The organism is Xanthomonas sp. CFBP 8152, from assembly GCF_014199025.1.
GTDB classification, from domain to species: Bacteria; Pseudomonadota; Gammaproteobacteria; order Xanthomonadales; family Xanthomonadaceae; genus Xanthomonas; species Xanthomonas arboricola_B.
Genome location: NZ_JACHNO010000001.1, coordinates 1,403,832 through 1,426,694, shown reverse-complemented (window position 1 = coordinate 1,426,694; position 22,863 = coordinate 1,403,832). Strand labels below are relative to the sequence as shown.

Genomic DNA, 22,863 nt, shown 5'->3' with positions numbered 1-22,863 from the left:
ATCAGTCGCTGGCAGAGGCCTTGGCCGCTGCTGCCGCCGACCCGGCAGCATCTTCGGCGGCATACGGCGAGACCCCACCGTCGGCGATGAACCGGTCGATGCGCGCCTCCAGCACCGGCAGTGGCACCGAGCCGGTCTGCAGCACCGCATCGTGGAAATGGCGCAGGTCGAATTTTTCGCCCAGGGCGGCTTCGGCCTTGCGCCGCAGCTCCAGGATCTTCAGCTCGCCCAGGTAATACGACAACGCCTGCCCCGGCCAGGCAATGTAGCGGTCCACCTCGGTGGTGACCTCATGCTCGCTCAAGGCGGTGTTGTCGCGCAGATAGGCCTGCGCCTGCGCGCGCGTCCAGCCCTTGTGGTGGATGCCGGTATCGATCACCAGGCGGCAGGCGCGCCACATCTGGTAGGTGAGATAGCCGAAGCGGTCATAGGGCGTGTCGTACATGCCCATTTCCTGGCCCAGGTACTCCGAATACAAGGCCCAGCCCTCGCCGTAGGCAGAGAGGTAGGAATAGCGGCGAAACTCCGGCAGCCCCTGCGCCTCTGCCGCCAGCGGCATCTGCAGCGCGTGGCCAGGGGAGGACTCGTGCAGCGTCAACGCGGTCAGGTTGTACAGCGGCCGCGACGGCAGGTTGTAGGTGTTGACCAGATAGATACCCGGGCCACCGCGCCCGCCGGTGTAGAACGGCGCCAGCTCCGGCGGTACCGGCTCGATCGCGAAGCGCCGGCGCGGCAGCCGGCCGATGTAATCGCCCACCTTGGCGTCCACGCGCTTGGCGATCCAGGCGGCCTGCTTGAGCAACTGTTCCGGCGTCTTGGCATAGAACTGCGGGTCGCTGCGCAGGAACTGCAGGAAGGCCGGAAACACCGCCTGCCCGGCCGGTGCCTTGAAGCCGCTGGCGGCGATGGTCTGATCCATCTGCGTGCGCAGCTTGGCCACTTCCTGCAGACCGATCCGGTGGATCTGCTCCGGACTCAACTCCAGCGTGGTGAATTCGCGGATCTGCGCGCGGTAATACGCCTGCCCGTCCGGCAAGGCTTCGCCGGCCAGCGTGGTGCGTGCGCGCGGCTGGTACTCGTTGCGGATGAAGTCCAGCAAGCTCGCGTAGGCCGGCAGCACCTGCGTATCGATGGTGTTGACTGCCTGCTGGCGCAATTGCGCCTGCACATCGGCAGGCAGCGTCGCCGGCATCTGCTTGAACGGTGCATAGAACGGATTGGCCTCGCCCTTGGCCTGCACCACGTCGGCGATGGACTGGTCGCGCCCGGTCAGGGTCACCCGGGGCTGGCTGAAACCCCGCGCCAGGCCGGCGCGCATATTGTCGGTGTGCTCGGCGAAATAGCGCGGGATATCGGCCAGCATCTTCAGATAACGCTGGTAGTCCTCGCGCGTACGCAGCTTGGCCTCGGCGCTGAAGCCCAGGTCGCTCCAGAACGCCGAGTCGCTGTTGAACGGCATTTCCCAGGCGCGAAAATGCTGCTGGTCCAGCAGCACCAGCAGCTGCTGCCGGTAGACCTGGTAGCTCACCTGATCTTCGGCCGGCAACTGCGCTGCCGGAATCGCATCCAGCTCCTTCAACGCCTGTTGCCAGTACGCGGTGCGCAGGTCTTGCGTGGCCATATCGACCTTGGGCAGATGGTCGGACTGCCTGTCCTGGGTGGCCTGGTTGTCTTCATCCACCGCGCCGGACAGTTGCGCCTGGCGCCAGCGCCATTCGCGCGTGTACAACGCCTTGAAGCGTGCCGCTGCACTGTCCTGCGTGGTGGCCGCGGGCGCTGCGGCCTGCGCCTGCACTGCGGTACCGTACAGACCGGCTGCAATCAGCACACTCAATGCGCTCGCGCGCCAGACGCTGCTGGTCTTCATCCGCGTGCCTCCGGCGCCGCCTTGGCCTGCGCGATCCACTGGCGCACGCGCTGCTGCAACATCGCCAGCGGCATCGCGCCGCCGCCGAGCACCGCATCGTGGAAGGCGCGCACATCGAAGCGATCGCCGAGTTCTTTTTCCGCCTCCGCACGCAGCGCAAGAATCTGCAGCTGCCCCAACTTGTAGCCCAACGCCTGGCCCGGCCAGACGATGTAGCGATCGGTTTCGGACTGGATGCTGGGCTCGTCATCGGACGGATGCGCATGGAAGAAATCCACCATCTGCTGACGGTTCCAGCGCTTGTAATGCACGCCGGTGTCGAGCACCAGCCGATTGGCGCGCAACAGCTCGCCGAACAGCCGCCCGTAGTCGTTGTACGGGTCCTTGAAGAAACCGATTTCCTTGCCCAGGCGCTCGGCATACAGCGCCCAGCCCTCGATATAGGCGTTGTAGCCGGCCTGTTGGCGGAACGGCGGCAGCGGCGATGTCTGCGCCAGCGAGATCTGCAGGTGATGGCCCGGCACGCCCTCGTGATAGGCGGTGCTCTCGATGTTGATCAGCGTGCGGCTGGCGAAGTCGCTGGTGTTGACCTTCACGATGGCCGGCTTGGTGCCTTCCGGATTGCTCTGCCAGTATTCGGCGCCGGGCGCGCTGCGCCGGAATGCGGGCATGGCTTGTACTTCCAGCGGCGTGGTCGGCAGGTGGCCGAACAGCTTGGGGAGCTCAGGTTCCATCGCGGCGATGTACTGGCGGTACTGCTGCAGGATCTGCTCGCCGGAGCTGGCGAAATGGCGCTTGTCGGTCTGCACCGCCTTGCGGAAGCTGGCCAGGTCGGCAAAGCCTTGGGCCTTGGCGATCACCGTCATCTCGCCTTCGATGCGTGCCACTTCCTTCAGGCCGATCTGATGGATTTCCTCCGGCGCCATGTCGGTGGTGGTCTGGGTATGGATGGCGTAGCGATAGCGGCGTTCGCCATCGGGCAGCGACCACAGGCCTTCCTGCGCACGCCCTTGCGCGGCGTATTCGTCGCGCACGAACGCGGCCAACTTGGCATACGCCGGGCGCACCTGCTGCTCGATCGCGGCCAGCAACTGCGTGCGCAGCGCAGCGCGCTGGTCGGCCGGCACCGCGGCATCGAGCTTTTTCAGCGGCGAGGCGAACGGGCTCTGCTCGCCGGTCAGCGCGGCGATCTTGTCGATCTGCTCGGGCAGGCGCTCCAGCAGATAACGCGGCTGCACCAGCCCCTCCTTCGCGCCCTGCCGCGACACCGCGATCACCTGGTCGATCACCGTCGGAATCGTCTGCAGGCGCTTGATGTAGTCCTGATAATCCTTGGCGTCCTCGAACGGAAACGCATCCCCATAGCCGGCCAGCCCCAGCTGGATGCCGCCGATCGGCTCCAGCGGCATCGCATAGGTCTTCAGGTCGATGCCTTCCAGCTTGTCGCGTAGCTGACCGAGCATCATCTGCAGGCTGAGCTGGCGCTGTTCGTCCAGCGTCTTGCCGTCGATCGCTTCGAACTGCGTGAGCAACTCGGCGGTGGCCGTGCGCTCGGCCTGCACGGCCTGGAGCGAATAGTCGCTCCACCGATCGTTGTACCGCTTGTCGCCGATGATGCTGGCGAACTCCGGGTTGTGCTGCAACTGGTATTGCCATTGCTTGTCCAGCAGCGCGTCGAAGGCCTTGGCGGCCTGTTGCCCGGTCGGCGCAGAGGGGGCCGCAGCCGCCGTTTCCGCTGCCGGCGGCGCCGGCTTGCAGGCAGTGAACAAGGCGGCGGCCAGCAGGCCGATGACGAAAGGACGCAGGTGGTTCATGCAGTGACTCCAAGATGCAATGGCGGCAGTAGAAGCGCGCCTGAGCGCGACTGGCTTTATCGGGACTGCCCGTCGCGCCCGGGTGCGCTCCTACGCGTGCGTGAACCTGTAACGGCTCATGCAAACGGTTGGTCGATGGCCGGCGACGGCGGCGTGAACCATTGCGCGCCGGTATCGGTGACGTAAAAGTGATCTTCCAGGCGCACCCCGAACGCACCGGGCACCACGATCATCGGCTCGTTGCTGGCGCACATGCCAGGCTGCAGCGGCTGCGCATTACCGCGCACCAGATACGGCGCTTCGTGGATCGCCAGGCCGCAGCCATGGCCGGTGCGGTGCGGCAATCCCGGCAAGCGATAGTCCGGGCCCAGCCCTGCGGCCTCCAGCACGGTGCGCGCGGCCTGGTCCACCGCTTCGCAGGCGAGCCCGGGGCGGATCGCCGCAAACGCCGCCGCCTGCGCCGCCTGTTCCAGCTCCCAGATGCGGCGTTGCGCGTCGTCGGGCGTGCCGTAGATCCAGGTACGGGTGATATCGGAGTGATAGCCCTGCACGGTGCAGCCGGTGTCGATCAGCACCAGCTCGCCTGCGCGCAGGTGCTGCACGCCGGGAATGCCGTGCGGAAATGCGGTGGCATGGCCGAACTGCACGATGCAGAAGGTCGAGCCATTGTCCGCGCCCAGCGCGCGATGCGCTTCGTCGATGAAGCGCACCAACTGGTCGGTGCCGATGCCTTCCTGCGCGATGCCGGCGGCCAGCCGATGCACCAGCAAGGTCATGTCGCAGGCCTGCTGCATCAACGCCAGCTCGGCCGGCGACTTGCACATGCGGCAGCCGTCAATGATGTCCCCGGCATCGCGGATCGCCGTGCCCAGGTGCGCGCGCAGGCCGGTGTGCACGGCAAAGGCGATGCCCGGATCCAGCGCCAGTGCATGCGCGTGGCGATCGTCCATCACCTGCACCACCCGCGCGTACGGGTCCTCGTGTTCTTCCCACAGATGTTTGGCGACCGCAATCTTCAGCACCGCATCCAGCGAGCCTTCTTCGAACGCGGGGCAGATCAGCACCGGGTCGCCGTCCAGCGTGAGCAGCAGCGCAACCAGGCGCTCGCTCGCGCCCCAGGGCACGCCGGTGAAATAGCGCAGCGACGTACCGGCGCCGATCAACAACGCATCCACGCCGTGCACGCGCATCAGGCGGCGTGCGCGTTCGATGCGCTGTGCGTACTCCTGCGCGGCGATCGGTGCGGCGCGCTGCGTCCACGGCGTCAACTGCGCGCGCGCCTGCTCCAGCGACACCCCGCCGATCTGGCTGCTCATGCGCCCGCTCCGAGGTCGGCGGTGCTCCATTGCCCATCGACCAGACGCGCCACACCGCCCGGATTGCGCTGGCGCAATTCGGCCGGCAACAAGGCGTCCGGCACCGCGTCGTAGCTGTGCAAGGCGGCGAAGCGGCGGATCGAACCGGGCATGCCCACCGAGGTGAACCCCGGGTGCCCGGTGCTGGGGAACGGCCCGCCATGATTCTGCGCCGCGCTCACCGCCACGCCGGTCGGCATCTTGCTGTTGATCAACCGCCCCACCCGCGCCCGCAGCACCGGTGCGATGGCCTGCCAGGCAGCATCGTCGCTGCCATCGGTTGCGCGATACAAGGTGCCGGTGAGATTGCCTTCGAACGCAGCGGCGACCTGCGTCATCTGCGCGATATCGCGCGCACGTACCAGCAGGCTCACTGGCCCGAAGGCTTCGGTCTGCAGCGCATGCGGGCTGGCGAGGAACGCCTGCCCATCCACGCTCAACAACGTCGGCGCATAGCGATAGCCGTCTTCGCCGGTATGCCCGCCGGCAAGCAGCGCGGCGCCGGCAGCGCGCAGCGCTGCCACACCGTGTTGCACGCCTTCCACGCCGGCACCGGAAAACAGCACCATCGGCATGGCGGCCTCGAAATGCGCCGTGGTCGCGGCCACGAACGCATCGCCGGCCTCGCCCTGCGGCACCACCACCACCCCGGGATTGGTGCAGAACTGGCCGCTGCCCAGGGTGCACGAGGAGAAGAATTCCTGCGCCAGCGCGGCGCCGCGTTCGGCCAGTGCGCCCGGCAGCAGGAACACCGGGTTGACGCTGGACAGCTCGGCATAGAACGGCACGCCGGCCGCATCGGCGGCCGCCTTCAGCGCCAGCCCGCCCGCACGGCTGCCGGTGAAGCCGATCGCTCCCAGCCGCGCATCGCCGGCCAGCCGCAGGCCGGTGGCGTTGTCGACGTGATACAGCAGCTGCACCGCCGCAGCCGGCAGGCCCGCCGCAAGCAAGGCTGTGTGCGCAAGCTGGGCCATGCGCCGGCTGGTGGCCGGATGCAGCGGATGCGCCTTGGCGATTACCGGGTTGCGCGCGGCAATGGCCGAGACGAAATCGCTGCCGGCAATGGCATTGAAGGCGAACGGGAAATTGTTCGGGCCAAACACCACCACCGGCTTGCCGAGTGGCGCCAGATGCGAACGCAGATCGGCAGCGGTGTCGATGATGGGCTGGGTCCAGCTGTAGCTGCGCACCGCCTGGGCGGCCTGACGCAACTGCCCGCTGGTGCGCGGCAGCTCGTTGCCACGCAGGCGTGTGGGCGCCGGCAATGCGGTTTCTGCATGGGCAAGCGCCACCAGGGTGTCGGCATCGGCATCCAGCGCGTCGGCGTAGGCGTCCAGGAATGCGGCAATCCTTTCGACCGGTGCTGCCGCAAGTTCCGCTGCAACCGCCTGCGCTGCCGCAACCGCAATTTCGACATCCTCCGCAGCGCTGACCGGAAACTGCGGTCCGATCGCCTTGCCCGTGCTCGGGTCGGCGGCACGGAAGCTGGCGCTCGCCGCGCGACTGGGTTGCCACCGGCCGGCCAGCAATACCTCGGCCTGCTGTGTTGGCGGGGAGTGGAGCGTCTCGTTCATTGCGGCACCTTCGGTTGCATGAGGACAGACCCTGCGCACTGTGCAGCAGTGGCCGACCAAAAAACGACGCGGATGTCGCGCTGATGCGACATCCTCATCGACCCACCTCGCGCTACGCCGGCCACCGCGTCCGCGCGTGAATCCGCGCGCGGCCTCCATCCGGTGGCGTGCAGCGCGAGCTCATCGTCAGGACAGTTTGGGCGCAGTGGCGATGGCGTGATCGATGACCTTGAGCGCCGCCTCGCGCTCGGCGCCGTCGACCACCAGGCGCGGGGCGCGCACGCGCTCGCTGCCCACGCCGACCTTTTCCTGCACCAGTTTGATCAACTGCACGAACTTGGGCACGGTATCCAGGCGCAGCAGCGGGAGGAACCAGTCGTAGAGTTGCTTGGCCGCCGGGTAGCCACCGTCGCGCGCGAGTTCGAACAGGCGCACCGACTCCTTCGGGTACGCGTTGACCAGGCCGGCGATCCAGCCCTTGGCACCCATGCTCAGGCCTTCGACGATGGCATCGTCCATGCCCACCAGCAGCGCCAGACGCTCGCCCAGCAGCTCCTGCAGCGCGGCAAAGCGGCGCACGTCGCCCGAGGATTCCTTCACTGCCTGCAGGTTGGGGAATTCGGCGGCCAGCTCGGCGATCTGCGCCGGGCCGAAATCGGTCTTGTAGGCCACCGGGTTGTTGTACAGGATCACCGGCAGGTCGGTGGCGGCGATCACCGCGCGCACATGCGCGCCCATCTCGCGCCAGTCGGTGGAGTAGACGTAGGGCGGCAACACCATCAGCCCGCCGCAACCGAGGTCCTTGGCCGCCCTGGCCAGCGCCACCGCCTCGCCGGTCGCCAGGCTGGCGATGCCCGGCACCACCGGCACGCGGCCGTTCAATGCGCCGACCAGCGTCTTGAGCACGGCCAGCTTGTCGTCCACGCTCAAGGTGGCCGCTTCGCCCAGCGAGCCCAGCGGCACGATCGCGGTGCAGCCGGCATCCACCAGTTGATTGGCGTGCTTGGCGAGGAAGTCGTGATCGATCTCGCCGGAGGCGGTGAACGGGGTGGTGATGGCCGGCAGCACGCCGTGCCAGAACGCAGCAATACTCATGGATGATTCCCTTGCGAGTCGGAAGTGAACGGGTCGGCCAGCGCCGCGAGGCGGACCGGGAACAACGGCGGCCGGCGGCCGGCGTCGGTGGAAAGCGCGGGCGGGCAACGCCCCAGTTCGGTGAGCGCGGTGCCGCAGATGCGGCCCTGGCAGGCGCCCATGCCGCAGCGCGAAGCGAGCTTGGCATCGCGTGCATCGTTGAAGTTGTCCAGCGCGGCCAGCGGCACGTCCTCGCAGCGGCACACCAGCGTGTCGGGCTGCGCCAGCGCGCGGATGCGTGGATTCAGCGCGAACTGCCGTTGCAGCACCTCGGCGAACGCACGCGCGGCACGCCGCCGCGGCTGCAGGCGCAGTGCAGCGTCCGGTGCGTCGGCAGCCATGTGCCCGGCCATGGCGCCCTCGATCAGCGCGCAATCGCGTCCGCCGATGCCGCAGGCTTCGCCGGCTGCAAAGACCTGCCTGACGCTGGTGCGCAGCAACGCATCCACATGCACCTGTTGATGCGCGCCGTACGCGTCCAGCCGGCAACCGAGCAGCTGTGCAAGCTCGGTGTTGGGCACCAGGCCATAGCCCACCGCCAACTGGTCGCAGGCAAGCCGCGTACGACCGGCAGGCCCTTCGATCTCGATTTCGCGCAGTTGTGTGTCGCCATCTGCGGAGACGACAAAGCTGCCGGCGCGATAGGCCACCGCGCGCAATTGCAGGCGTAGCGCCACCGCCTGCGCCGCCTTGCCCGGCCAGCGCCACAACTGCAATGCAAACTGCCGCAACGCAGCTTTAGAGGTCTGTTCGTGGATGCCGAGCACCCGCGCGCCATGCCGTTGCAGCGTGGCCGCACTGGCCAGCAGCAGCGGGCCGCTGCCGGCGACCACCACGCGCTTGCCGGCCAGCGGCCAGCCCTGCTTGGCCAGCGCCTGCGCCGCGCCGGCGCCGGTGACACCGGGCAAGGTCCAGCCCGGAAACGGCAGCAGCAATTCGCGTGCGCCGGTGGCCAGCACCAGGGCGGCGTAATGCAGTTGCACGGAACCGTCCGGGCCATCGGCCAACAGCCAGCCCGGCTGCGCCAGCAGGATCTGCGTCTGCGTCAGCAGCGTGATCGATGCCGCGGCCTGTACCTGCCGCAACAGCGCGCGCGCATCGGCCGGTGCGCCGTGCCGCACATCGTTGCGCCACACCTGCCCGCCGGCACGCGGCTGCATGTCGACCACGCCGACCCGCACGCCATGACCGGCTGCCGCCTGCGCCGCCGCCAGGCCGGCCGGGCCGGCGCCGATCACCAGCACGTCGAAATGCTGCACGCGCTCAGCCATCGGTGCGTACCTGCATGCCGTTACGCGCATCCACCAGGCAGGCGCGTTGCTGGCCGACGCCGTCGATGCGCACCCGGCATTCGAAACACACGCCCATGCCGCACAACGGCGCGCGCGGCTGGCCGCTGCATGATTGCCGGAAATGCAGCGTCGCCAGCGCCACCGCAGCGGCCACGCTGGCGCCGGCCGGCACCTCGACCGCTTGCGCATCCACGTGCAGACGCACCATCGCGCTCATGCGGCCGCACCGTGCACGGCGCGCGCCGGAGCGTACGGGCTGGGGTCGATGGCCGGGGTACGCCCGAGCAGGCTGTCCACGATCACCCGCGCGCTCCCCAGCGCCGTGGTGACCCCCAACCCCTCGTGACCGGCGGCCACCCACACGTCGCGCCGGCCGGGCACCGCCCCGAGATACGGGCGCCCGTCCGGCGTGGCCGGGCGCAGCCCGGTCCACACCCGGATCGCCTGCAACTCGCGCAGCACCGGCAGATACGCGAATGCGCGCTGCAACATCTGCTGCAGCACCGGCAGCGACAGCGCGCGGTCGTGCTCCCCGAACTGGCGCGAGGAGCCGATCAGGATCTGCCCGGTCGGCCGCGGCTGCACATTGCACGCCACACTGGTGGCGTCGGCGCCATGCGCCGAATCGGCGTAGCCCAGTTCCAGTAGCTGATGCCGGATCAAGCCCGGATGCCGGTCGGTGATGACCAGATGGCCCTTGCGCGGGCGCAGTGCCAGCTCGGGCAACAGCTGCGGCAAGGCCACGCCGCTGGCCACCAGCACCGGGCCGGCCAACAGCTGGCCATCGTCCAGACGCACCCCATGCGCCTGCAGCTGCTCCACCTTGCGGCCCGCAAACAGGTGCGCACCTGCCTTGCAGGCCAGGCTCACCAGATGCCGCGCCACCCGCGGCGGATACACCACGGCTTCACCGGGCACGCGCATGCCGCCGGCCAGGCCCGGCACCAGTTGCGGCTCCAGTGCATACAACTGGCCGGCATCGATGGCGTCGGCATGCAGGCCGGCCGCCGCCAGCCGCGCGATCTTGGCCGGCACCGCCGCCAGTTCGCGCGCATCGCGGGCCACCCACAGCGTGCCGCAGCGGCTGAACTCGGCCTCGCTCAGTTGTGCAAAACGCTCCCACAGCCGCAGCGAATACGCCGACAGCGCCAGCTCGGCGGGGTCGTCGTCCATCGCCACCAGGTGCCCCATCGCCGCCGCGGTGGAACCGCCGCCGATCGGGCCGGGCTCGACGATCGCCACGCGTAGCCCTTCGCACGCGGCCGCCTCGGCGCAGGCCGCGCCGACGATGCCCGCGCCCACCACGACCAGGTCGTAGCTGCGTCGCGTGGACGCTGCCGACGGCGCCGCATCGGCGGCCGGCGCGCTGCCAACTCCCTCCGATGCTGGCCGCACGGCGTCCATCAGGCCACGATTCCCCAGGCGAACGGGTCGGCTGGGTCGATCAGCAGCTGCGCGCGTGCGATGATGTAGGCGTGCCCGCTGATGCGTGGCGCAATGCCACGCCCGCTGAGGCGATAGCTGCCTTCGAAGGCGCTGCCCAGAATGCCCTGCTGCACCCAGCGCTCGCCTTCGGCCAGCTTGCCGTCGGCGGCCAGGCAGGCCAGCTTGGCGCTGGTGCCGGTGCCGCACGGCGAGCGGTCGTAGGCCAGCCCCGGGCACAGCACGAAGTTGCGCGCCGCGCCGCTGCCGTCGGGCGCGGCGCCGTTGATTTCGATATGGTCGATCTCGCCGCCGGCCTCGCCGCTGATGCCGGCCGCGTCCAGCGCCAGCCGGATCGCTTCGGTATAGGCGGTCAGCTCGCGCTGATGCGCCAGGTCCAGCGCACACGGCGCCTGCCCGGTGATGAAGAACCAGTTGCCGCCCCAGGCCACATCGCCGCGCACCGTTCCGTAACCCGGTACGTCCACGTCCACCTCGGTCGCTAGGCGATAGCTCTCGACATTGTCGACCGACACCGTGCCGTCTTCGGCCAGTTCCACGCCCACCGTGCCGACCGGCGTCTCGATGCGGTGCTGGCCCGGCGCGATGCGCCCCAGCTCGGCCAGCGTGCGCACCACCCCAATGGTGCCGTGCCCGCACATGCCCAGGTAGCCGACGTTGTTGAAGAAGATCACTCCGGTGCAGGCGCTAGGGTCGCGGGCCGGCAGCAGCAAGGCGCCGACCATGGTGTCCGAGCCGCGCGGTTCGCAGGCGATCGCGCTGCGCCACTGGTCGAAATCGCGGCCAAACCGCTCGCGGCATTGCGCCAGATCGCCATCGCCCAGATCGGGGAAGCCGGAGAGGACCACGCGGGTAGGTTCGCCGGCCGTATGGGAATCGATGACGTCGATGCTGTGCATGGCTCATGCTCCCACTGCCGGCTGGCAGACGACTAGCGTCCAATGCGAGTTGCAAATGCGGAACTCTGCATAATCGACAAGCCGGTCCACAGCCCCGCGTTTGCGCTAGGATCAATACAGGGCCGCGCCTTTCGTGCAGCCGTCAATCGTGACCGCCACCATGACGCCGATGGACCTCAACCTTCCCGCGCTGGAGATGCAGACGCTGTTCGATGCGCTGCCGGACGTGGTGTTCTTCATCAAGGACAGCGAGGGCCGCTACACCCACTGCAACCTGACGCTGGTGCGCCGGCTCGGACGCAAGCTGCGTAGCGAAATCATCGGCCGCTCGCCACTGGAAGTGTTTCCGCTGCCGCTGGGCGGAAGCTACATGATGCAGGACCGCCGCGTGCTGTGTGGCGAGCTCATCGACAACCAGCTGGAGGTGCATCTGTATCCCAACCGCCTGCCCGGCTGGTGCCTGACCTTCAAGCGCCCGCTCTGCGAGGCCAACGAAGTGATTGGCGTGGTCGGCATTTCGCGCGATCTGGGCCAGCCCGACAGCCGGCACTCGGCGTACGAGCGTCTGAGCCAGGTGATGGATCACATGCAGGCCCATTTCGGCGACAACCTGCGCGTGCAGAGCCTGGCCGACCTGGCCGGTCTGTCGGTGGCGCAGCTGGAACGGCACTTCCGTCGCGTGTTCCAGGTGACCCCGCAGCAATTGCTGACCAAGCTGCGCATCGAATCGGCGATGCGGCTGCTGTACGGCGACGACAGCATCGCCAGCATCGGGCAACGCTGCGGCTTCGCCGACCAGAGCGCATTCGCACGCCAGTTCAAGGCAACCGTCGGCATGACCCCGCGCGATTACCGTGCGCTCAAGGGTCAGTTGTAGGCACGTAAACATACCCTGACACAGCGCTGGCACAAATGCCGAATTCGGCAGCATTTGTGATGCTGCGGCGACGCGGTTTGCCCCGGTTGTGGCACTGCTGTTGCGGTGCTCAGGATGTGGCCCGGACAGGGTCGCGCTGAAGGTCGCGTCAAGGCGACCCTAGGCCCGGATGGTAGAATTTCGGGTTTCCCCTACTGCGTTGCCAATGGCCAGCTTTTTCCGCCGCAACAAACCAACCACGCCCGACAGCGCGCGTACCTCGCGCTATAGCCTGGAAGAACTGGCAGCCGCATTTCCCACCGCGCCGTCTGCCGCCACCCCGGCATCGCCGGTCGAGGCAATGCCGACTGCCGAACCCGGCACATCGGCAACGACAGCGTCGCCCGCCCCCACCACACCCGCGCGCAGCGATGCGGTAACGCCAACGCTAGCCGCAACGCCGCCTGTTGCGGCGCCGGCCGAACAGCTTGCGCAGGACATCGCCACGCGCACTGGCCAGGCGCAGAGCATTGCCGCGGTTCCCAGCGCGCCCGCGCCGCCGGCGACGCCCGCGCCTGCTGCCTTGCAGGCGCTGCCCGATCCGGTTCCGTCTGCCGCGTCACAGGCTCCCATTGCAGTGGTGGTGCCGACAGTAGTGGTGCCACCAGTAGTCGCGCAGCCTCATAGCGCGCCCATGCAGCCGGCAGGCACGCCGGCACCGACGCCTGCGCAAGACGCCATGCCCGCAGTCGTACCGTCGACCACAACGCCTGCTGTCGTTGCACCCGCTGTCGTGACGCCTGCCGCCACAACAGCTGCGCCCTCAGTGCAAGCGGCCCTCGCCCCGTCGCCCGCCGCCGCGCCCAGTGTCGTCGCCCCGGCCGTGATCGGCGCTCCAGCGCCGGCCAGCTCCGACAACGACAGCATCGTCGGCCAGCGCGATGCGCTACCGGCCGCCCCGGCCGGCAAGCCGGGCTGGCGCGATCGTCTGCGCAACAGCAGCTTCGCGCGCAGCTTCGGCGGTCTGTTCTCGCGCAACCCCAAGCTCGACGACGATCTGCTCGACGAGATCGAAACCGCGCTGATCACTGCCGACGTCGGGATCGGCGCGACCACCGCCCTGGTAGAAGGGCTGCGCAAGCGCATGAAGTCGCGCGAGTTCGTCGATGCGCAGGCGATGTTCAAGGCCTTGCGCGCCGACCTCATCGCGCTGTTGCAGCCGGTCTCCAAACCGCTGGTCATCGACCGTTCGGCCAAGCCCTTCGTGGTGCTCACCGTCGGCGTCAACGGGGTCGGCAAGACCACCACCATCGGCAAGCTTGCCAAGCGCTTCAAGGACGACGGCAACAGCCTGATGCTGGCCGCCGGCGACACCTTCCGCGCCGCGGCAGTGGCGCAGCTGCAGGCCTGGGGCGATCGCAACGGCGTGGCGGTGATCGCGCAGGGGCAGAATGCCGACGCGGCCTCGGTGGCGTTCGACGCGCTGCAGGCCGCCAAGGCGCGCGGCACCGAGGTATTGGTCGCCGACACCGCCGGCCGCCTGCATACCCAGACCGGGCTGATGAACGAGCTGGGCAAGATCCGCCGCGTGCTCGGCAAGATCGATGCCGCCGCACCGCACGAGGTGCTGATGGTCATCGACGGCACCACCGGCCAGAACGCCATCTCGCAGCTGCGCCAGTTCCATGCCGCAGTCGGCGTCACCGGCCTGGTCGTGACCAAGCTCGATGGCACCGCCAAGGGCGGCGTGGTGTTCGCACTGGCGCGCGAGTTCAATATTCCGATCCGCTTCGCCGGCATCGGCGAGCGCCCGGAAGACCTGCGCGTATTCGACCCGGTCGCCTTCGTCGATGCCTTGCTGCCGGAAGCCTTGGGCAACTGAGTGGTGAAAGCCTGCCCGCATCTGCAAGCGCTGTACGCACAGGCGCTGCAGGCTGGCTGCACGGTGCGGGAGGTGTCCGGCGACTGGTCGCGCGCCAGACGTGGCCTGGAGCTCGCCCGGCCATTGGCGGCGGCATTGCGCAGGCGCGCGCGGCGCAATGCAGAGCTGGTTCATTACCATGCACCGGCCGCACCGCACTGGCCTGGCGCTGAAGGCTTGTTCTGCGACCAATGCTTGGTTGGACTTGCGTTTCCGCTGCACTGATCGGCCCACCGCCCTACGCGCGTAGCCGAACGTCATCCACCCGACGTCATCGCCTTCCTTCGCCAGCAGACCCCATGCCAGCCGATCACGCCACTGCCACCGCTGATGCCTTTGTCGACCGACTGCTGCACTGGTTCGACGGCCATGGCCGCCACGATCTGCCCTGGCAGCATCCGCGCGCGCCGTACCGGGTGTGGTTGTCGGAAATCATGCTGCAGCAGACCCAGGTCGCGGTGGTCATTCCGTATTTCCATAAGTTCGTCGCCAGCTTTCCGACCCTGGCCGACCTGGCCGCAGCCGACAACGACACGGTGATGGCGCACTGGGCCGGGCTGGGCTATTACGCACGTGCACGCAATCTGCATGCTGCGGCCAAACAATGCGTCGCCCTGCACGGTGGCGAGTTGCCGCGCGATTTCGATGCGTTGCTGGCGTTGCCCGGCATCGGCCGCAGCACCGCCGGCGCCATCCTCAGCCAGGCCTGGAACGACCGCTTCGCGATCATGGACGGCAACGTCAAACGCGTGCTGACGCGCTTCCACGGCATTGCCGGCTATCCCAGCTTGCCGGCGATCGAAAAGCAGTTGTGGCAACTGGCAACGACACATGTGGCGCAGGTGCCGGCCGGCCGCCTGGCCGACTACACCCAGGCGCAAATGGATTTCGGCGCCACACTGTGCACACGCGCCAAACCGGCCTGCGTGCTGTGCCCGCTGCAGGACGACTGCGTGGCGCGCCGCGACGGTCTGGTGGAAGCACTGCCCACGCCCAAGCCCGGCAAGGCGTTGCCCGAGCGCGAAGCCACCGCGCTGCTGCTGGAAAACGCGGACAGGCAGATCCTGCTGCAGCGCCGCCCGCCGACCGGCATCTGGGCCTCGCTGTGGACGCTGCCGCAGGCCGAGACCGACAGCGGCATGCGCACATGGTTCGACAACCACATCGAGGGCGACTACGAACGCGCCGACGAGATGCCGTTGATCGTGCACACCTTCAGCCACTACCGCCTGCATCTGCAGCCGTTGCGCGTACGAAAGGTCGCACTGCGCCCTGCGGTACGCGACAATGACGACCTGCGCTGGGTCGCCCGCGCCGATCTCGCATCGCTGGGTCTGCCGGCGCCGATCCGCAAGCTGCTCGACGCACTGTAAGCACGCACTTCAAGGAATCCGCATGTCCCGCACCGTGTTCTGCCAGTACCAGCAAAGCGACGCCGAAGGCCTGGATTTCGTACCGTATCCCGGCGAGCTCGGCCAGCGCATCTTCGCGCAGATCGGCAAGACCGCCTGGCAAGCGTGGTTGGCACACCAGACCATGCTGATCAACGAAAACCGGCTGTCGCCGCGCGACCCCAAACACCGTGCCTTTCTCGAAGCCGAGCTGCAGAAGTTCCTGTTCGAACGCAATGCCGACAAGCCGGATGGCTATGTCGCGCCGATGAGCGAAGAGTAAGCATGTCAGGATTCAGCGCGGCCCGCGGCCCGCAAACCACTGCGCTCACCGCCAACAGGCGCGGTCGGTGATCGAGATCGGCGTGCATCACGCATGCTCTCCAGATCCTGGGCAACATCTCCTTCGGGCCGAGCACTGCTGGTCGCGGCTTTAGCCGTTCTCAGACAAGACAGGACAGAACGAGCGCAGCGCAGGACAGACCTGCAGCGCGGCCGCCGCTGCACGATCGCAGCGACCATCTGCAGGCTACATCCTGGCATCGCACTGCCCGATGGGTCCGCCTCAGCCGACACCGGTGGGCCCGTCCAGCAGCATGCGGATCCGTTTGAGCAACTCCTTCTGCGTATACGGCTTGTTGACCACGCCAAATTCCGCACCACCCACGTCAGTGCGCTGAATGCCGGCATCGGCATAGCCGGTGGTCAGCAGGATCTTGATCTTCGGCAGCATGCGGCGCGCCTCGCGCGCCAGCACCACGCCATTCATACCGCCGGGCATGATCAGATCGGTAAACACCGCGTCCACCTCCGGATGCCGCTCCAGCACCTCGATCGCTTCGCGTCCGCTGGATGCGGTCAGGATGCGATAACCGGCACCTTCCAGGAACATCTGCGCCACCACCGCCACATCCGGCTTGTCTTCCACGATCAGGACGGTCTCGCTGCCGCCCTTGTCGATCGCACGGCCCTTGACGGCCTGCAACTCGTTCTCGAACTCGCTGGAGGCGGGAAAGTACAGACGCACCGTGGTGCCCTCGCCCACTTCGCTGTAGATGCGCACGGTGCCGCCGGACTGCTTGACGAAGCCGTACACCATCGACAGGCCCAGGCCCGTCCCCTGCCCTTCGTCCTTGGTGGTGAAGAACGGCTCCATGACCCGGCTGGCGACGTCCGGTGGCATCCCCGAGCCGGTGTCGCTCACCGCAAGGCTCACATAACGGCCCGGTGCCAGCTGGTGATACATCGCCAGATCGTGGCTGGTGATTTCCACATTCTGCGTCTGTACGGTGACCTGCTTGCGCTCGGCCTGCGCCATCGCATCGCGCGCGTTGATCAGCACGTTCAGCAGCGCCACTTCGGCCTGCGTGGTATCGATCTGGCAATTCCACAAGCGCTCGTCCAGCGACTGCTGCATGGTGATGCCGCCGCCCAGCACGCGCTCGGCCATGTTGTTCATGCCCGCCACCAGACCATTGAGATTCACCACCCGTCCGCGCAATTTCTGATTGCGCGAAAACGCCAGCAATTGCTGCGTCAGCGTGGCGGCCTTGGCGGCGGCGGCGGCCGCGTGCTCGGCACTGAAAGCGATGCGTTGCGCGTTATCGCCGCCCTTGTTGGCCATCATCTGGATCACCTCCAGATGGCCGGACATCACCTGCAGCAGATTGTTGAAATCGTGCGCAATGCCGCCGGTCAGCTGACCCAGGGCTTCCATCTTCTGCGCCTGGCGCAGGGCGTCTTCGGCATCGCGACGACGGCTCACATCCAGTTGCGAGCCGAAGAAATACACCAGGCGGCCGCTGTCGTCGAACACCGGCGAAACGAACAACGCATTCCAGAACGACGAACCGTCCTTGCGGTAATTCAGCACTTCGGTAGCGAATTCGCGCCGGTTGTCGATCGATTCGCGCACATCGTCGATGCTGGAGCGGTCGGTTTCCGGCCCCTGCAGAAAGCGGCAGTTGTTGCCGATGATCTCCTCCGCCGAATACCCGGTCATTTCCAGGAATGCGCGGTTGGCGAACACGATCGGATTGTCCGGCAGATGCGGATCGGTCACGGTCATCGGCATTCGCGTGGTTTCCACCGCCGCAAAGAAGATATCCGAGCGGTGCTTATCGACAGGAAGACTGCGCGATTCGCCGATGTGAGGCGCCCTTAGCTCTGCGTCGCCGGGATCGTTCAAGTGCATGTTCTCCGCGGGGCCATTCCCGTGGCAATAGTCTAGTCCGGGCCGGTGAGCTGATCCCTCACATCCAAACGAAATGCCTAGCTCACGGTGAGCAGCAATGGCCATGAGCAGCGCATGCAAGCGTGCACGCGTGAGCGATGGCCTGCGCCGTCGCTTGCTGAAAGCAGGTTAATGGCGGCACGGAAGGCCAGCATTGGCAGGCAGGTGCATCGGTCGTTTTGCCGTAGCATGCGCGGGCAGCAAGCAGCTCTTGCGCTTCGTTCGGCCGTTCTGGCGCCGTTGCGCGCGTCTTTCCAGCCAGCGCAGGCTCTGGCGATCATGCGATGCCACCATGCCGGGCTACCAGACCCAGATTCACGAGTTGACCTTCGGGCAACTGACCTACGTCATCCGCGCACTTGCCGACAAACAGCAATACGCCGATCCGGACGAGAGTGCGGCCGATGCAGGCATTTCCTCGGCGCAATGGAGCCTGTTCGGGCAGGTCTGGCCTGCCGGTCGGCTACTGGCCGAGGCAATGGCCACGCGCCCGATCGAAGGCCGGCGCATTCTCGAACTCGGCTGCGGCCTGGGGCTGGCCAGCCTGGTGTTGCGCCGGCGCGGCGCCGACGTGGTCGCCAGCGATCATCACCCGCTGGCAGAGGTGTTCCTGGCGTACAACGCCGCACTCAACTCCCTGGACTCGGTGCCGTATCGCCGGCTCGACTGGGACGCCGGCGCGCTGAACATGGGCCAGTTCGACATGATCATCGCCAGCGACGTGCTGTACGAAACCCGCCACGCCACCATGTTGGCCAGCCTCATTCCCTTGCTGGCCAGGCCTTCGTGCGAGATCGTCATCAGCGATCCGGGCCGCGGCAACGCCAACGCGCTCTCGCGCATGCTGGCGGACATCGGGTTTTCGTTGGTCGCCGGCGAACGCCAGGCCGCGGCGCAGGTGGCCAAGGCACCGCGCCTGTTCGTCTACCGGCGCAACATGGACAACTGGTGGCCAGCAGGCCGCTGATCGCTCTGCCGCGTCAATCGGGTGCAGGGGTGCCGGCGGACAATGCGATCGGCTTGCGCGGATCGACTTTGAGCACCTTGTGCCCGCTCATGCGTATCAGCGCAGCCTGGCGCCGCGGTGCCGGCGCCTAGCCTCAGAGGCGGTATTCCTTCGGGTCCAGAAACTCGGCCAGACACGAACCCACGCGCAGCGCCTGCTCGCGCGCATCGCCGCGGTACTCACCCTGCCCCGCGCCCTCGATCGTGGCGATCGGCAAGGGGTGGTCGCGGTGATACACGAATGCCGTCGACGACCACTGGGTCTGTCCAGGGGCCTGACTTTCCATCGTTTCCACGCGGAACTCACCGCAGTAGCCGTGAATCAACGTGCGTCGAAGTGTTTTGTGCGTCATGCGCGGAAGTATCGCCACGCGCAGTTGAAGACCACGTGGAAAACCACCGCGATCCGGCAGCGCGCGAGCCGACTCCAACCCCTTGGGTCACCGGACGCAATCTGCCAAGCCCATTCAAGGGAGGGCCTTACCCGCATCCGCCCTTCGGGCACATTCTCCCGAGGGGAGAAGGAACAATCAGGCGCTGCGCAGCAGCTGGAGTTTGATCAACGCACGCGCCGCCCAGAAGTCGGCGTTACAGCGCGGAGCAACACAGCAGTTCGTTTAGCCGCAGGCGACAGGTCTGCCGGCAAACGCAAGAATTCCATCCGCAGCAATCGCTGCAAAGTACCGTCAACAAAAGAAGAAAAAGAGTTTGCACATCCGGCGATTGCCGGGAAGCCTTGCGAACGAAGGCTGGGAAATGGTGGCCGAGGACGGAATCGAACCGCCGACACGGGGATTTTCAATCCCCTGCTCTACCAACTGAGCTACTCGGCCACTATCGCAACATGCTGCCTGCGTTGCGAGGACGCGCATCATAGCGAGCAGGCGCAGTTTGAGCAAGCCTTGCGATGAACTTTGTTGCGGGCCGGCGCGGCGACCGTGCTTTCTTGCATCGGTTCACACCGCACCGAAGGCGGCATGGCCTAGCCTGCGCGGGTCCCGAGGAGATTGTCATGCGCCTGCCCCGCCTGCTGTTGTCGTTCGCCTTGCTGCTGCCGTTGATGGCCGCGGCCCAACAGCCGGTACGCGCAGTGCCGCAATTGGACATATCCCGCTACGCCGGCCAGTGGCATGAGATCGCGCATCTTCCGGTGTCGTTCCAGAAGAAGTGCCGCAGCGACATCACCGCCAGCTACACCTTGCGCGACGATGGCTTGATCGGCGTGCGCAACGGCTGCCGCGCCGCCGATGGCGAGCTGACCCAGGCCGAGGGAGTGGCACGGCCGGTCGAGGGCCGGCCCGGGCAGCTGCAGGTGCGCTTTGCGCCGGAGTGGCTGAGCTGGTTGCCGCTGGTGTGGGCCGACTACTGGGTGATCGCACTCGACCCGGACTACCAATGGGCGGTGGTCGGCGAACCGGACCGCACCTATCTGTGGATCCTGTCGCGCTCGCCACAGATGCAGCGCGCGCAGTTCGAGCAACTCAAGCGTCAGGCCACGCAGATGGGCTACGACCTGTCGCCGCTGGTCGTGGCTGCGCCATTGCGTTGACGCCAACGGCCTGAACGCGGGCCGCGCCGGGCATACTCCGCAACGCCTGCACCCGGACACGCCGTAAGGCAGCAAGGCAGCAACCGTACTGCGTAGTATTCTTGGCGCCGCCTCATCCCGCCAAGGACCTCAGTACATGCGTCGTGCCTACCGTTTCCTGATCGTCTCGCTGGCCTGCGGCCTGATGCTGAGCGCCTGCGGCGGTGCGGTCCGCCGCGTGTCCGAGCCGGCCGCCAGCATCCAGCAATTGACCGTGCGTGCCGATGGCTCCTGGTCGGTCGATCTGCGGCTGCAGAACTACAGCAGCATCCCGATGCAGTTCGAGCGCGTGGCGCTGGAGATTTCCGCCGGCGATCAGCTGGCCGGCAAGCTCGACCAGAGCGTCGGCATCTCGATCGGCCCGGAAACCGCCGACGTGGTGACAGTCAGCGTGCAGCCGACCTCGCTGGGCCGTCTCACCGTGGCCGATGTGCTCGCCGGCGGCCGCTCGCTGCCTTACTCGCTCAAGGGCACGGTGTGGGCGACGCCGCAGGACAAGAAGCAGCGCGATTTCAGCGTCGAATCGCGCAACACGCTCAGCCCGGCCCCCGGCCTCAACGGCGTGCTGCGCTGACGCGCACGCCCTCCCGCACTTGTTTGAAGGATTCCGCATGAGCAGCTACACCGCCCCGCTGACCGATTTCCGCTTCGCCCTGCACGACGTGCTTGGCGCCGAGGCTTTGTTCGCCCGGCTCGGTTATGCCGACGCCAGCACCGACATCATCGACGCCGTGCTCGAAGAGGCCGGCCGCTTCACCGCGCAGGTGCTGGCGCCGCTCAACAGCATCGGCGACGAAATCGGCTGTGCCTTCGACAAGAGCACCCATGCGGTGACCACCCCGCCCGGCTTCCGTGCGGCCTACGACCAGTTCGTGGAAGGCGGCTGGAACGGCCTCACCGCCGAGACGCAGTTCGGCGGCCAGGGCATGCCGCACACGCTGGGTGTGCCATTGAGCGAAATGATCAACGCCGCCAACCTGGCCTGGGGCAACTTCCCGCTGCTGTCGCACGGCGCGATGGAAGCGCTGCGCCAGCACGGCGAAACCTGGCAGCAGAATGTCTTCCTCAAGCCGCTGATCGACGGCCGCTGGACCGGCACCATGTGCCTGACCGAGCCGCATTGCGGCACCGACCTGGGCCTGCTCAAGACCCGCGCCGAGCCCAACGCCGACGGCAGCTATGCCATCACCGGCACCAAGATCTTCATCACCGCCGGCGAGCACGATCTCACCGACAACATCGTGCATCTGGTGCTGGCCAAGTTGCCGGACGCACCGCCCGGTGCCAAGGGCATCTCGCTGTTCGTCACCCCCAAGTTCAAGGTGGACCGCGACGGCAACGTGGGCGAACGCAATGCACTGCACTGTGGCTCGATCGAGCACAAGATGGGCATCAAGGGTTCGGTGACCTGCGTGATGAACTTCGAAGGCGCGCAGGGCTACCTGGTCGGCCAGCCGCACAAGGGCCTGCAGGCCATGTTTACGATGATGAATACCGCACGCCTGAGTGTGGGCCTGCAGGGCATCGGCCTGTCCGAACGGGCGTACCAGAACGCGCTGCGCTACACCCGCGAGCGCCTGCAATCGCGCGCGCTCAGCGGCGCCAGGTTTCCCGACAAGCCGGCCGACCCGATCATCGTGCACCCGGACGTGCGCCGCATGCTGCTGACCATCAAGTCGCTGACCGAAGGCAGCCGCCTGCTCGCGCTGTACGCCGCCAGCCTGGTCGACGTGGCCCACCGCGGCGCCACCGAGCAGGAGCGCGCCGACGCCGAGACCCTGGTGAGCTTCCTCACTCCGATCTCCAAGGCCTGCCAGACCGAATGGTCGATCGAGAACACCTACCACGCGCTGCAGTGCTTCGGCGGCCACGGCTACATCCGCGAATACGGCATGGAGCAGCTGGCCCGCGACGCGCGCATCACCACCATCTACGAAGGCACCACCGGCATCCAGGCGCTGGACCTGATCGGCCGCAAGACCGCTGCCAGCCAGGCGGCAGGACTGAAGCTGTTCCTGGCCGATGTCGAACGCTTCGCCAATGCGCAGCAGGACGCGGCGGCGCTGGCCGAGTTCATCAAGCCGCTGCGCGACAAGTGCAGCGAGTGGGCGATGCTGACCCGCGATGTGCTCGATCGCGCCGCCCGCAACCCGGACGAACTCGGTGCCGCCAGCTACGACTACCTGTTCTATTCCGGCTATGTAGTGCTGGCGTACTGGTGGGCGCGCAGCGTGGCCGCTGCCGATGCTTCCGCGCACAGCGAAGAGTTCAAGCGCGCCAAGCGCGAAACCGCCCGCTTCTACTTCGCACGCGTGCTGCCGCGCACGCTGACCCATGCCGCCACCATCCGCAGCGGCGCAGCGCCGTTGATGACGCTGGACGCGGAGTTGTTCGGCGAAGCCTGAGCAAGTGCCATCATCGCGGCCAGGGCCGCTGTCGTAGCGACCCTGGCCGCGATGCGGCGGTACCGATCGGCGAGACGTCGCGCCCG

Annotated in this window: 19 protein-coding genes and 1 tRNA gene; 8 read left to right on the top strand and 12 right to left on the bottom strand. The window is 67.3% G+C overall.

Annotation, left to right across the window (positions count from 1 at the left end):
* Position 1: 1 nt before the first annotated feature.
* From FHT09_RS06030 to FHT09_RS05990, 9 genes are all read right to left on the bottom strand, one after another.
* On the bottom strand, positions 2–1,867 hold the full coding sequence (locus tag FHT09_RS06030) for a DUF885 family protein (protein WP_104606511.1): 1,866 nt from the start codon (positions 1,865–1,867) through the stop codon (positions 2–4).
* Positions 1,864–3,681, bottom strand: coding sequence for a DUF885 family protein (locus FHT09_RS06025; protein ID WP_104606466.1), 1,818 nt, complete (start codon positions 3,679–3,681; stop codon positions 1,864–1,866). Before FHT09_RS06025 ends, FHT09_RS06030 begins: the two co-directional genes overlap by 4 nt.
* Before the next feature lie 116 nt (positions 3,682–3,797).
* On the bottom strand, positions 3,798–4,997 hold the full coding sequence (locus tag FHT09_RS06020; RefSeq protein WP_104606467.1) for a Xaa-Pro peptidase family protein: 1,200 nt from the start codon (positions 4,995–4,997) through the stop codon (positions 3,798–3,800).
* The gene (locus tag FHT09_RS06015) at positions 4,994–6,610 is read right to left on the bottom strand and encodes an aldehyde dehydrogenase family protein (RefSeq protein WP_104606468.1); all 1,617 of its coding nucleotides are present in this window, start codon (positions 6,608–6,610) and stop codon (positions 4,994–4,996) included. The genes FHT09_RS06020 and FHT09_RS06015 overlap by 4 nt, the downstream gene beginning before the upstream one ends.
* A 186-nt stretch (positions 6,611–6,796) precedes the next feature.
* Positions 6,797–7,705 carry a dihydrodipicolinate synthase family protein gene (locus tag FHT09_RS06010; RefSeq protein ID WP_104536958.1) on the bottom strand — a complete coding sequence of 303 codons (909 nt, stop codon included), beginning with the start codon at positions 7,703–7,705 and terminating at the stop codon, positions 6,797–6,799.
* A complete protein-coding gene (locus tag FHT09_RS06005; RefSeq protein WP_104606469.1) occupies positions 7,702–9,015 on the bottom strand; it encodes an FAD/NAD(P)-binding oxidoreductase in 1,314 nt (437 codons plus the stop codon). Before FHT09_RS06005 ends, FHT09_RS06010 begins: the two co-directional genes overlap by 4 nt.
* Positions 9,008–9,253, bottom strand: a complete 246-nt coding sequence (locus FHT09_RS06000; protein ID WP_104536954.1) for a 2Fe-2S iron-sulfur cluster-binding protein — start codon at positions 9,251–9,253, stop codon at positions 9,008–9,010. Before FHT09_RS06000 ends, FHT09_RS06005 begins: the two co-directional genes overlap by 8 nt.
* The gene (locus FHT09_RS05995) at positions 9,250–10,440 is read right to left on the bottom strand and encodes an FAD-dependent oxidoreductase (RefSeq protein ID WP_260283642.1); all 1,191 of its coding nucleotides are present in this window, start codon (positions 10,438–10,440) and stop codon (positions 9,250–9,252) included. The genes FHT09_RS06000 and FHT09_RS05995 overlap by 4 nt, the downstream gene beginning before the upstream one ends.
* Positions 10,440–11,378, bottom strand: coding sequence for a proline racemase family protein (locus FHT09_RS05990; protein WP_104606470.1), 939 nt, complete (start codon positions 11,376–11,378; stop codon positions 10,440–10,442). The genes FHT09_RS05995 and FHT09_RS05990 overlap by 1 nt, the downstream gene beginning before the upstream one ends.
* A gap of 160 nt (positions 11,379–11,538) precedes the next feature.
* On the opposite strand from FHT09_RS05990, the gene FHT09_RS05985 reads away from it, so the two are divergent.
* The 4 genes from FHT09_RS05985 to FHT09_RS05970 all read left to right on the top strand — a co-directional run bounded on the left by FHT09_RS05985 (position 11,539) and on the right by FHT09_RS05970 (position 15,829).
* On the top strand, positions 11,539–12,255 hold the full coding sequence (locus FHT09_RS05985; protein ID WP_104606512.1) for an AraC family transcriptional regulator: 717 nt from the start codon (positions 11,539–11,541) through the stop codon (positions 12,253–12,255).
* A gap of 205 nt (positions 12,256–12,460) precedes the next feature.
* The gene (gene ftsY / locus FHT09_RS05980) at positions 12,461–14,116 is read left to right on the top strand and encodes a signal recognition particle-docking protein FtsY (protein ID WP_104606471.1); all 1,656 of its coding nucleotides are present in this window, start codon (positions 12,461–12,463) and stop codon (positions 14,114–14,116) included.
* Between the two features lie 338 nt (positions 14,117–14,454).
* Entirely contained in the window at positions 14,455–15,528 is a 1,074-nt protein-coding gene (gene mutY / locus FHT09_RS05975; protein ID WP_104606473.1) for an A/G-specific adenine glycosylase, read from the top strand.
* 22 nt (positions 15,529–15,550) lie between these two features.
* Positions 15,551–15,829 carry an oxidative damage protection protein gene (locus FHT09_RS05970; protein ID WP_104606474.1) on the top strand — a complete coding sequence of 93 codons (279 nt, stop codon included), beginning with the start codon at positions 15,551–15,553 and terminating at the stop codon, positions 15,827–15,829.
* Between the two features lie 282 nt (positions 15,830–16,111).
* Here FHT09_RS05970 and FHT09_RS05965 read toward each other — a convergent pair whose 3' ends face one another.
* On the bottom strand, positions 16,112–17,734 hold the full coding sequence (locus FHT09_RS05965) for a hybrid sensor histidine kinase/response regulator (protein WP_104606475.1): 1,623 nt from the start codon (positions 17,732–17,734) through the stop codon (positions 16,112–16,114).
* Positions 17,735–18,071: 337 nt separating this feature from the next.
* Here FHT09_RS05965 and FHT09_RS05960 point away from each other — a divergent pair, with 337 nt between their 5' ends.
* Positions 18,072–18,746, top strand: a complete 675-nt coding sequence (locus FHT09_RS05960) for a methyltransferase domain-containing protein (protein WP_104606476.1) — start codon at positions 18,072–18,074, stop codon at positions 18,744–18,746.
* A 133-nt stretch (positions 18,747–18,879) separates the two neighbouring features.
* On the opposite strand, the gene FHT09_RS05955 is transcribed toward FHT09_RS05960, so the two are convergent.
* Positions 18,880–19,137, bottom strand: coding sequence for a hypothetical protein (locus FHT09_RS05955; protein ID WP_104536938.1), 258 nt, complete (start codon positions 19,135–19,137; stop codon positions 18,880–18,882).
* A gap of 404 nt (positions 19,138–19,541) precedes the next feature.
* A tRNA-Phe gene (locus tag FHT09_RS05950) sits at positions 19,542–19,617 on the bottom strand.
* A gap of 179 nt (positions 19,618–19,796) precedes the next feature.
* Between FHT09_RS05950 and FHT09_RS05945 the strand changes: the two genes are divergently transcribed.
* The 3 genes from FHT09_RS05945 to FHT09_RS05935 all read left to right on the top strand — a co-directional run bounded on the left by FHT09_RS05945 (position 19,797) and on the right by FHT09_RS05935 (position 22,777).
* Positions 19,797–20,333 (top strand): lipocalin family protein, encoded by a 537-nt coding sequence (locus FHT09_RS05945; RefSeq protein WP_104536936.1) that lies wholly within the window; start codon positions 19,797–19,799, stop codon positions 20,331–20,333.
* Between the two features lie 136 nt (positions 20,334–20,469).
* Complete coding sequence (locus FHT09_RS05940; RefSeq protein ID WP_104606477.1) at positions 20,470–20,946, top strand: LEA type 2 family protein; 477 nt, start codon at positions 20,470–20,472, stop codon at positions 20,944–20,946.
* 37 nt (positions 20,947–20,983) lie between these two features.
* Positions 20,984–22,777 (top strand): acyl-CoA dehydrogenase C-terminal domain-containing protein, encoded by a 1,794-nt coding sequence (locus FHT09_RS05935; protein WP_104606478.1) that lies wholly within the window; start codon positions 20,984–20,986, stop codon positions 22,775–22,777.
* The last annotated feature ends 86 nt before the right edge of the window (positions 22,778–22,863 follow it).

What these genes read in the sequence shown, in the direction of transcription:
- ftsY (WP_104606471.1), top strand. Translation starts at nt 12,461, where the DNA reads ATGGCCAGCTTTTTCCGCCGCAACAAACCAACCACGCCCGACAGCGCG.
- FHT09_RS06025 (WP_104606466.1), bottom strand. Translation starts at nt 3,681, where the DNA reads ATGAACCACCTGCGTCCTTTCGTCATCGGCCTGCTGGCCGCCGCCTTG.
- FHT09_RS05985 (WP_104606512.1), top strand. Translation starts at nt 11,539, where the DNA reads ATGACGCCGATGGACCTCAACCTTCCCGCGCTGGAGATGCAGACGCTG.
- FHT09_RS06020 (WP_104606467.1), bottom strand. Translation starts at nt 4,997, where the DNA reads ATGAGCAGCCAGATCGGCGGGGTGTCGCTGGAGCAGGCGCGCGCGCAG.
- FHT09_RS06005 (WP_104606469.1), bottom strand. Translation starts at nt 9,015, where the DNA reads ATGGCTGAGCGCGTGCAGCATTTCGACGTGCTGGTGATCGGCGCCGGC.
- FHT09_RS05970 (WP_104606474.1), top strand. Translation starts at nt 15,551, where the DNA reads ATGTCCCGCACCGTGTTCTGCCAGTACCAGCAAAGCGACGCCGAAGGC.
- FHT09_RS06015 (WP_104606468.1), bottom strand. Translation starts at nt 6,610, where the DNA reads ATGAACGAGACGCTCCACTCCCCGCCAACACAGCAGGCCGAGGTATTG.
- FHT09_RS05955 (WP_104536938.1), bottom strand. Translation starts at nt 19,137, where the DNA reads ATGACGCACAAAACACTTCGACGCACGTTGATTCACGGCTACTGCGGT.
- FHT09_RS05995 (WP_260283642.1), bottom strand. Translation starts at nt 10,440, where the DNA reads ATGGACGCCGTGCGGCCAGCATCGGAGGGAGTTGGCAGCGCGCCGGCC.
- FHT09_RS06000 (WP_104536954.1), bottom strand. Translation starts at nt 9,253, where the DNA reads ATGAGCGCGATGGTGCGTCTGCACGTGGATGCGCAAGCGGTCGAGGTG.
- FHT09_RS05935 (WP_104606478.1), top strand. Translation starts at nt 20,984, where the DNA reads ATGAGCAGCTACACCGCCCCGCTGACCGATTTCCGCTTCGCCCTGCAC.
- FHT09_RS05960 (WP_104606476.1), top strand. Translation starts at nt 18,072, where the DNA reads ATGCCGGGCTACCAGACCCAGATTCACGAGTTGACCTTCGGGCAACTG.
- FHT09_RS05945 (WP_104536936.1), top strand. Translation starts at nt 19,797, where the DNA reads ATGCGCCTGCCCCGCCTGCTGTTGTCGTTCGCCTTGCTGCTGCCGTTG.
- FHT09_RS06010 (WP_104536958.1), bottom strand. Translation starts at nt 7,705, where the DNA reads ATGAGTATTGCTGCGTTCTGGCACGGCGTGCTGCCGGCCATCACCACC.
- FHT09_RS05990 (WP_104606470.1), bottom strand. Translation starts at nt 11,378, where the DNA reads ATGCACAGCATCGACGTCATCGATTCCCATACGGCCGGCGAACCTACC.
- FHT09_RS05940 (WP_104606477.1), top strand. Translation starts at nt 20,470, where the DNA reads ATGCGTCGTGCCTACCGTTTCCTGATCGTCTCGCTGGCCTGCGGCCTG.
- mutY (WP_104606473.1), top strand. Translation starts at nt 14,455, where the DNA reads ATGCCAGCCGATCACGCCACTGCCACCGCTGATGCCTTTGTCGACCGA.
- FHT09_RS06030 (WP_104606511.1), bottom strand. Translation starts at nt 1,867, where the DNA reads ATGAAGACCAGCAGCGTCTGGCGCGCGAGCGCATTGAGTGTGCTGATT.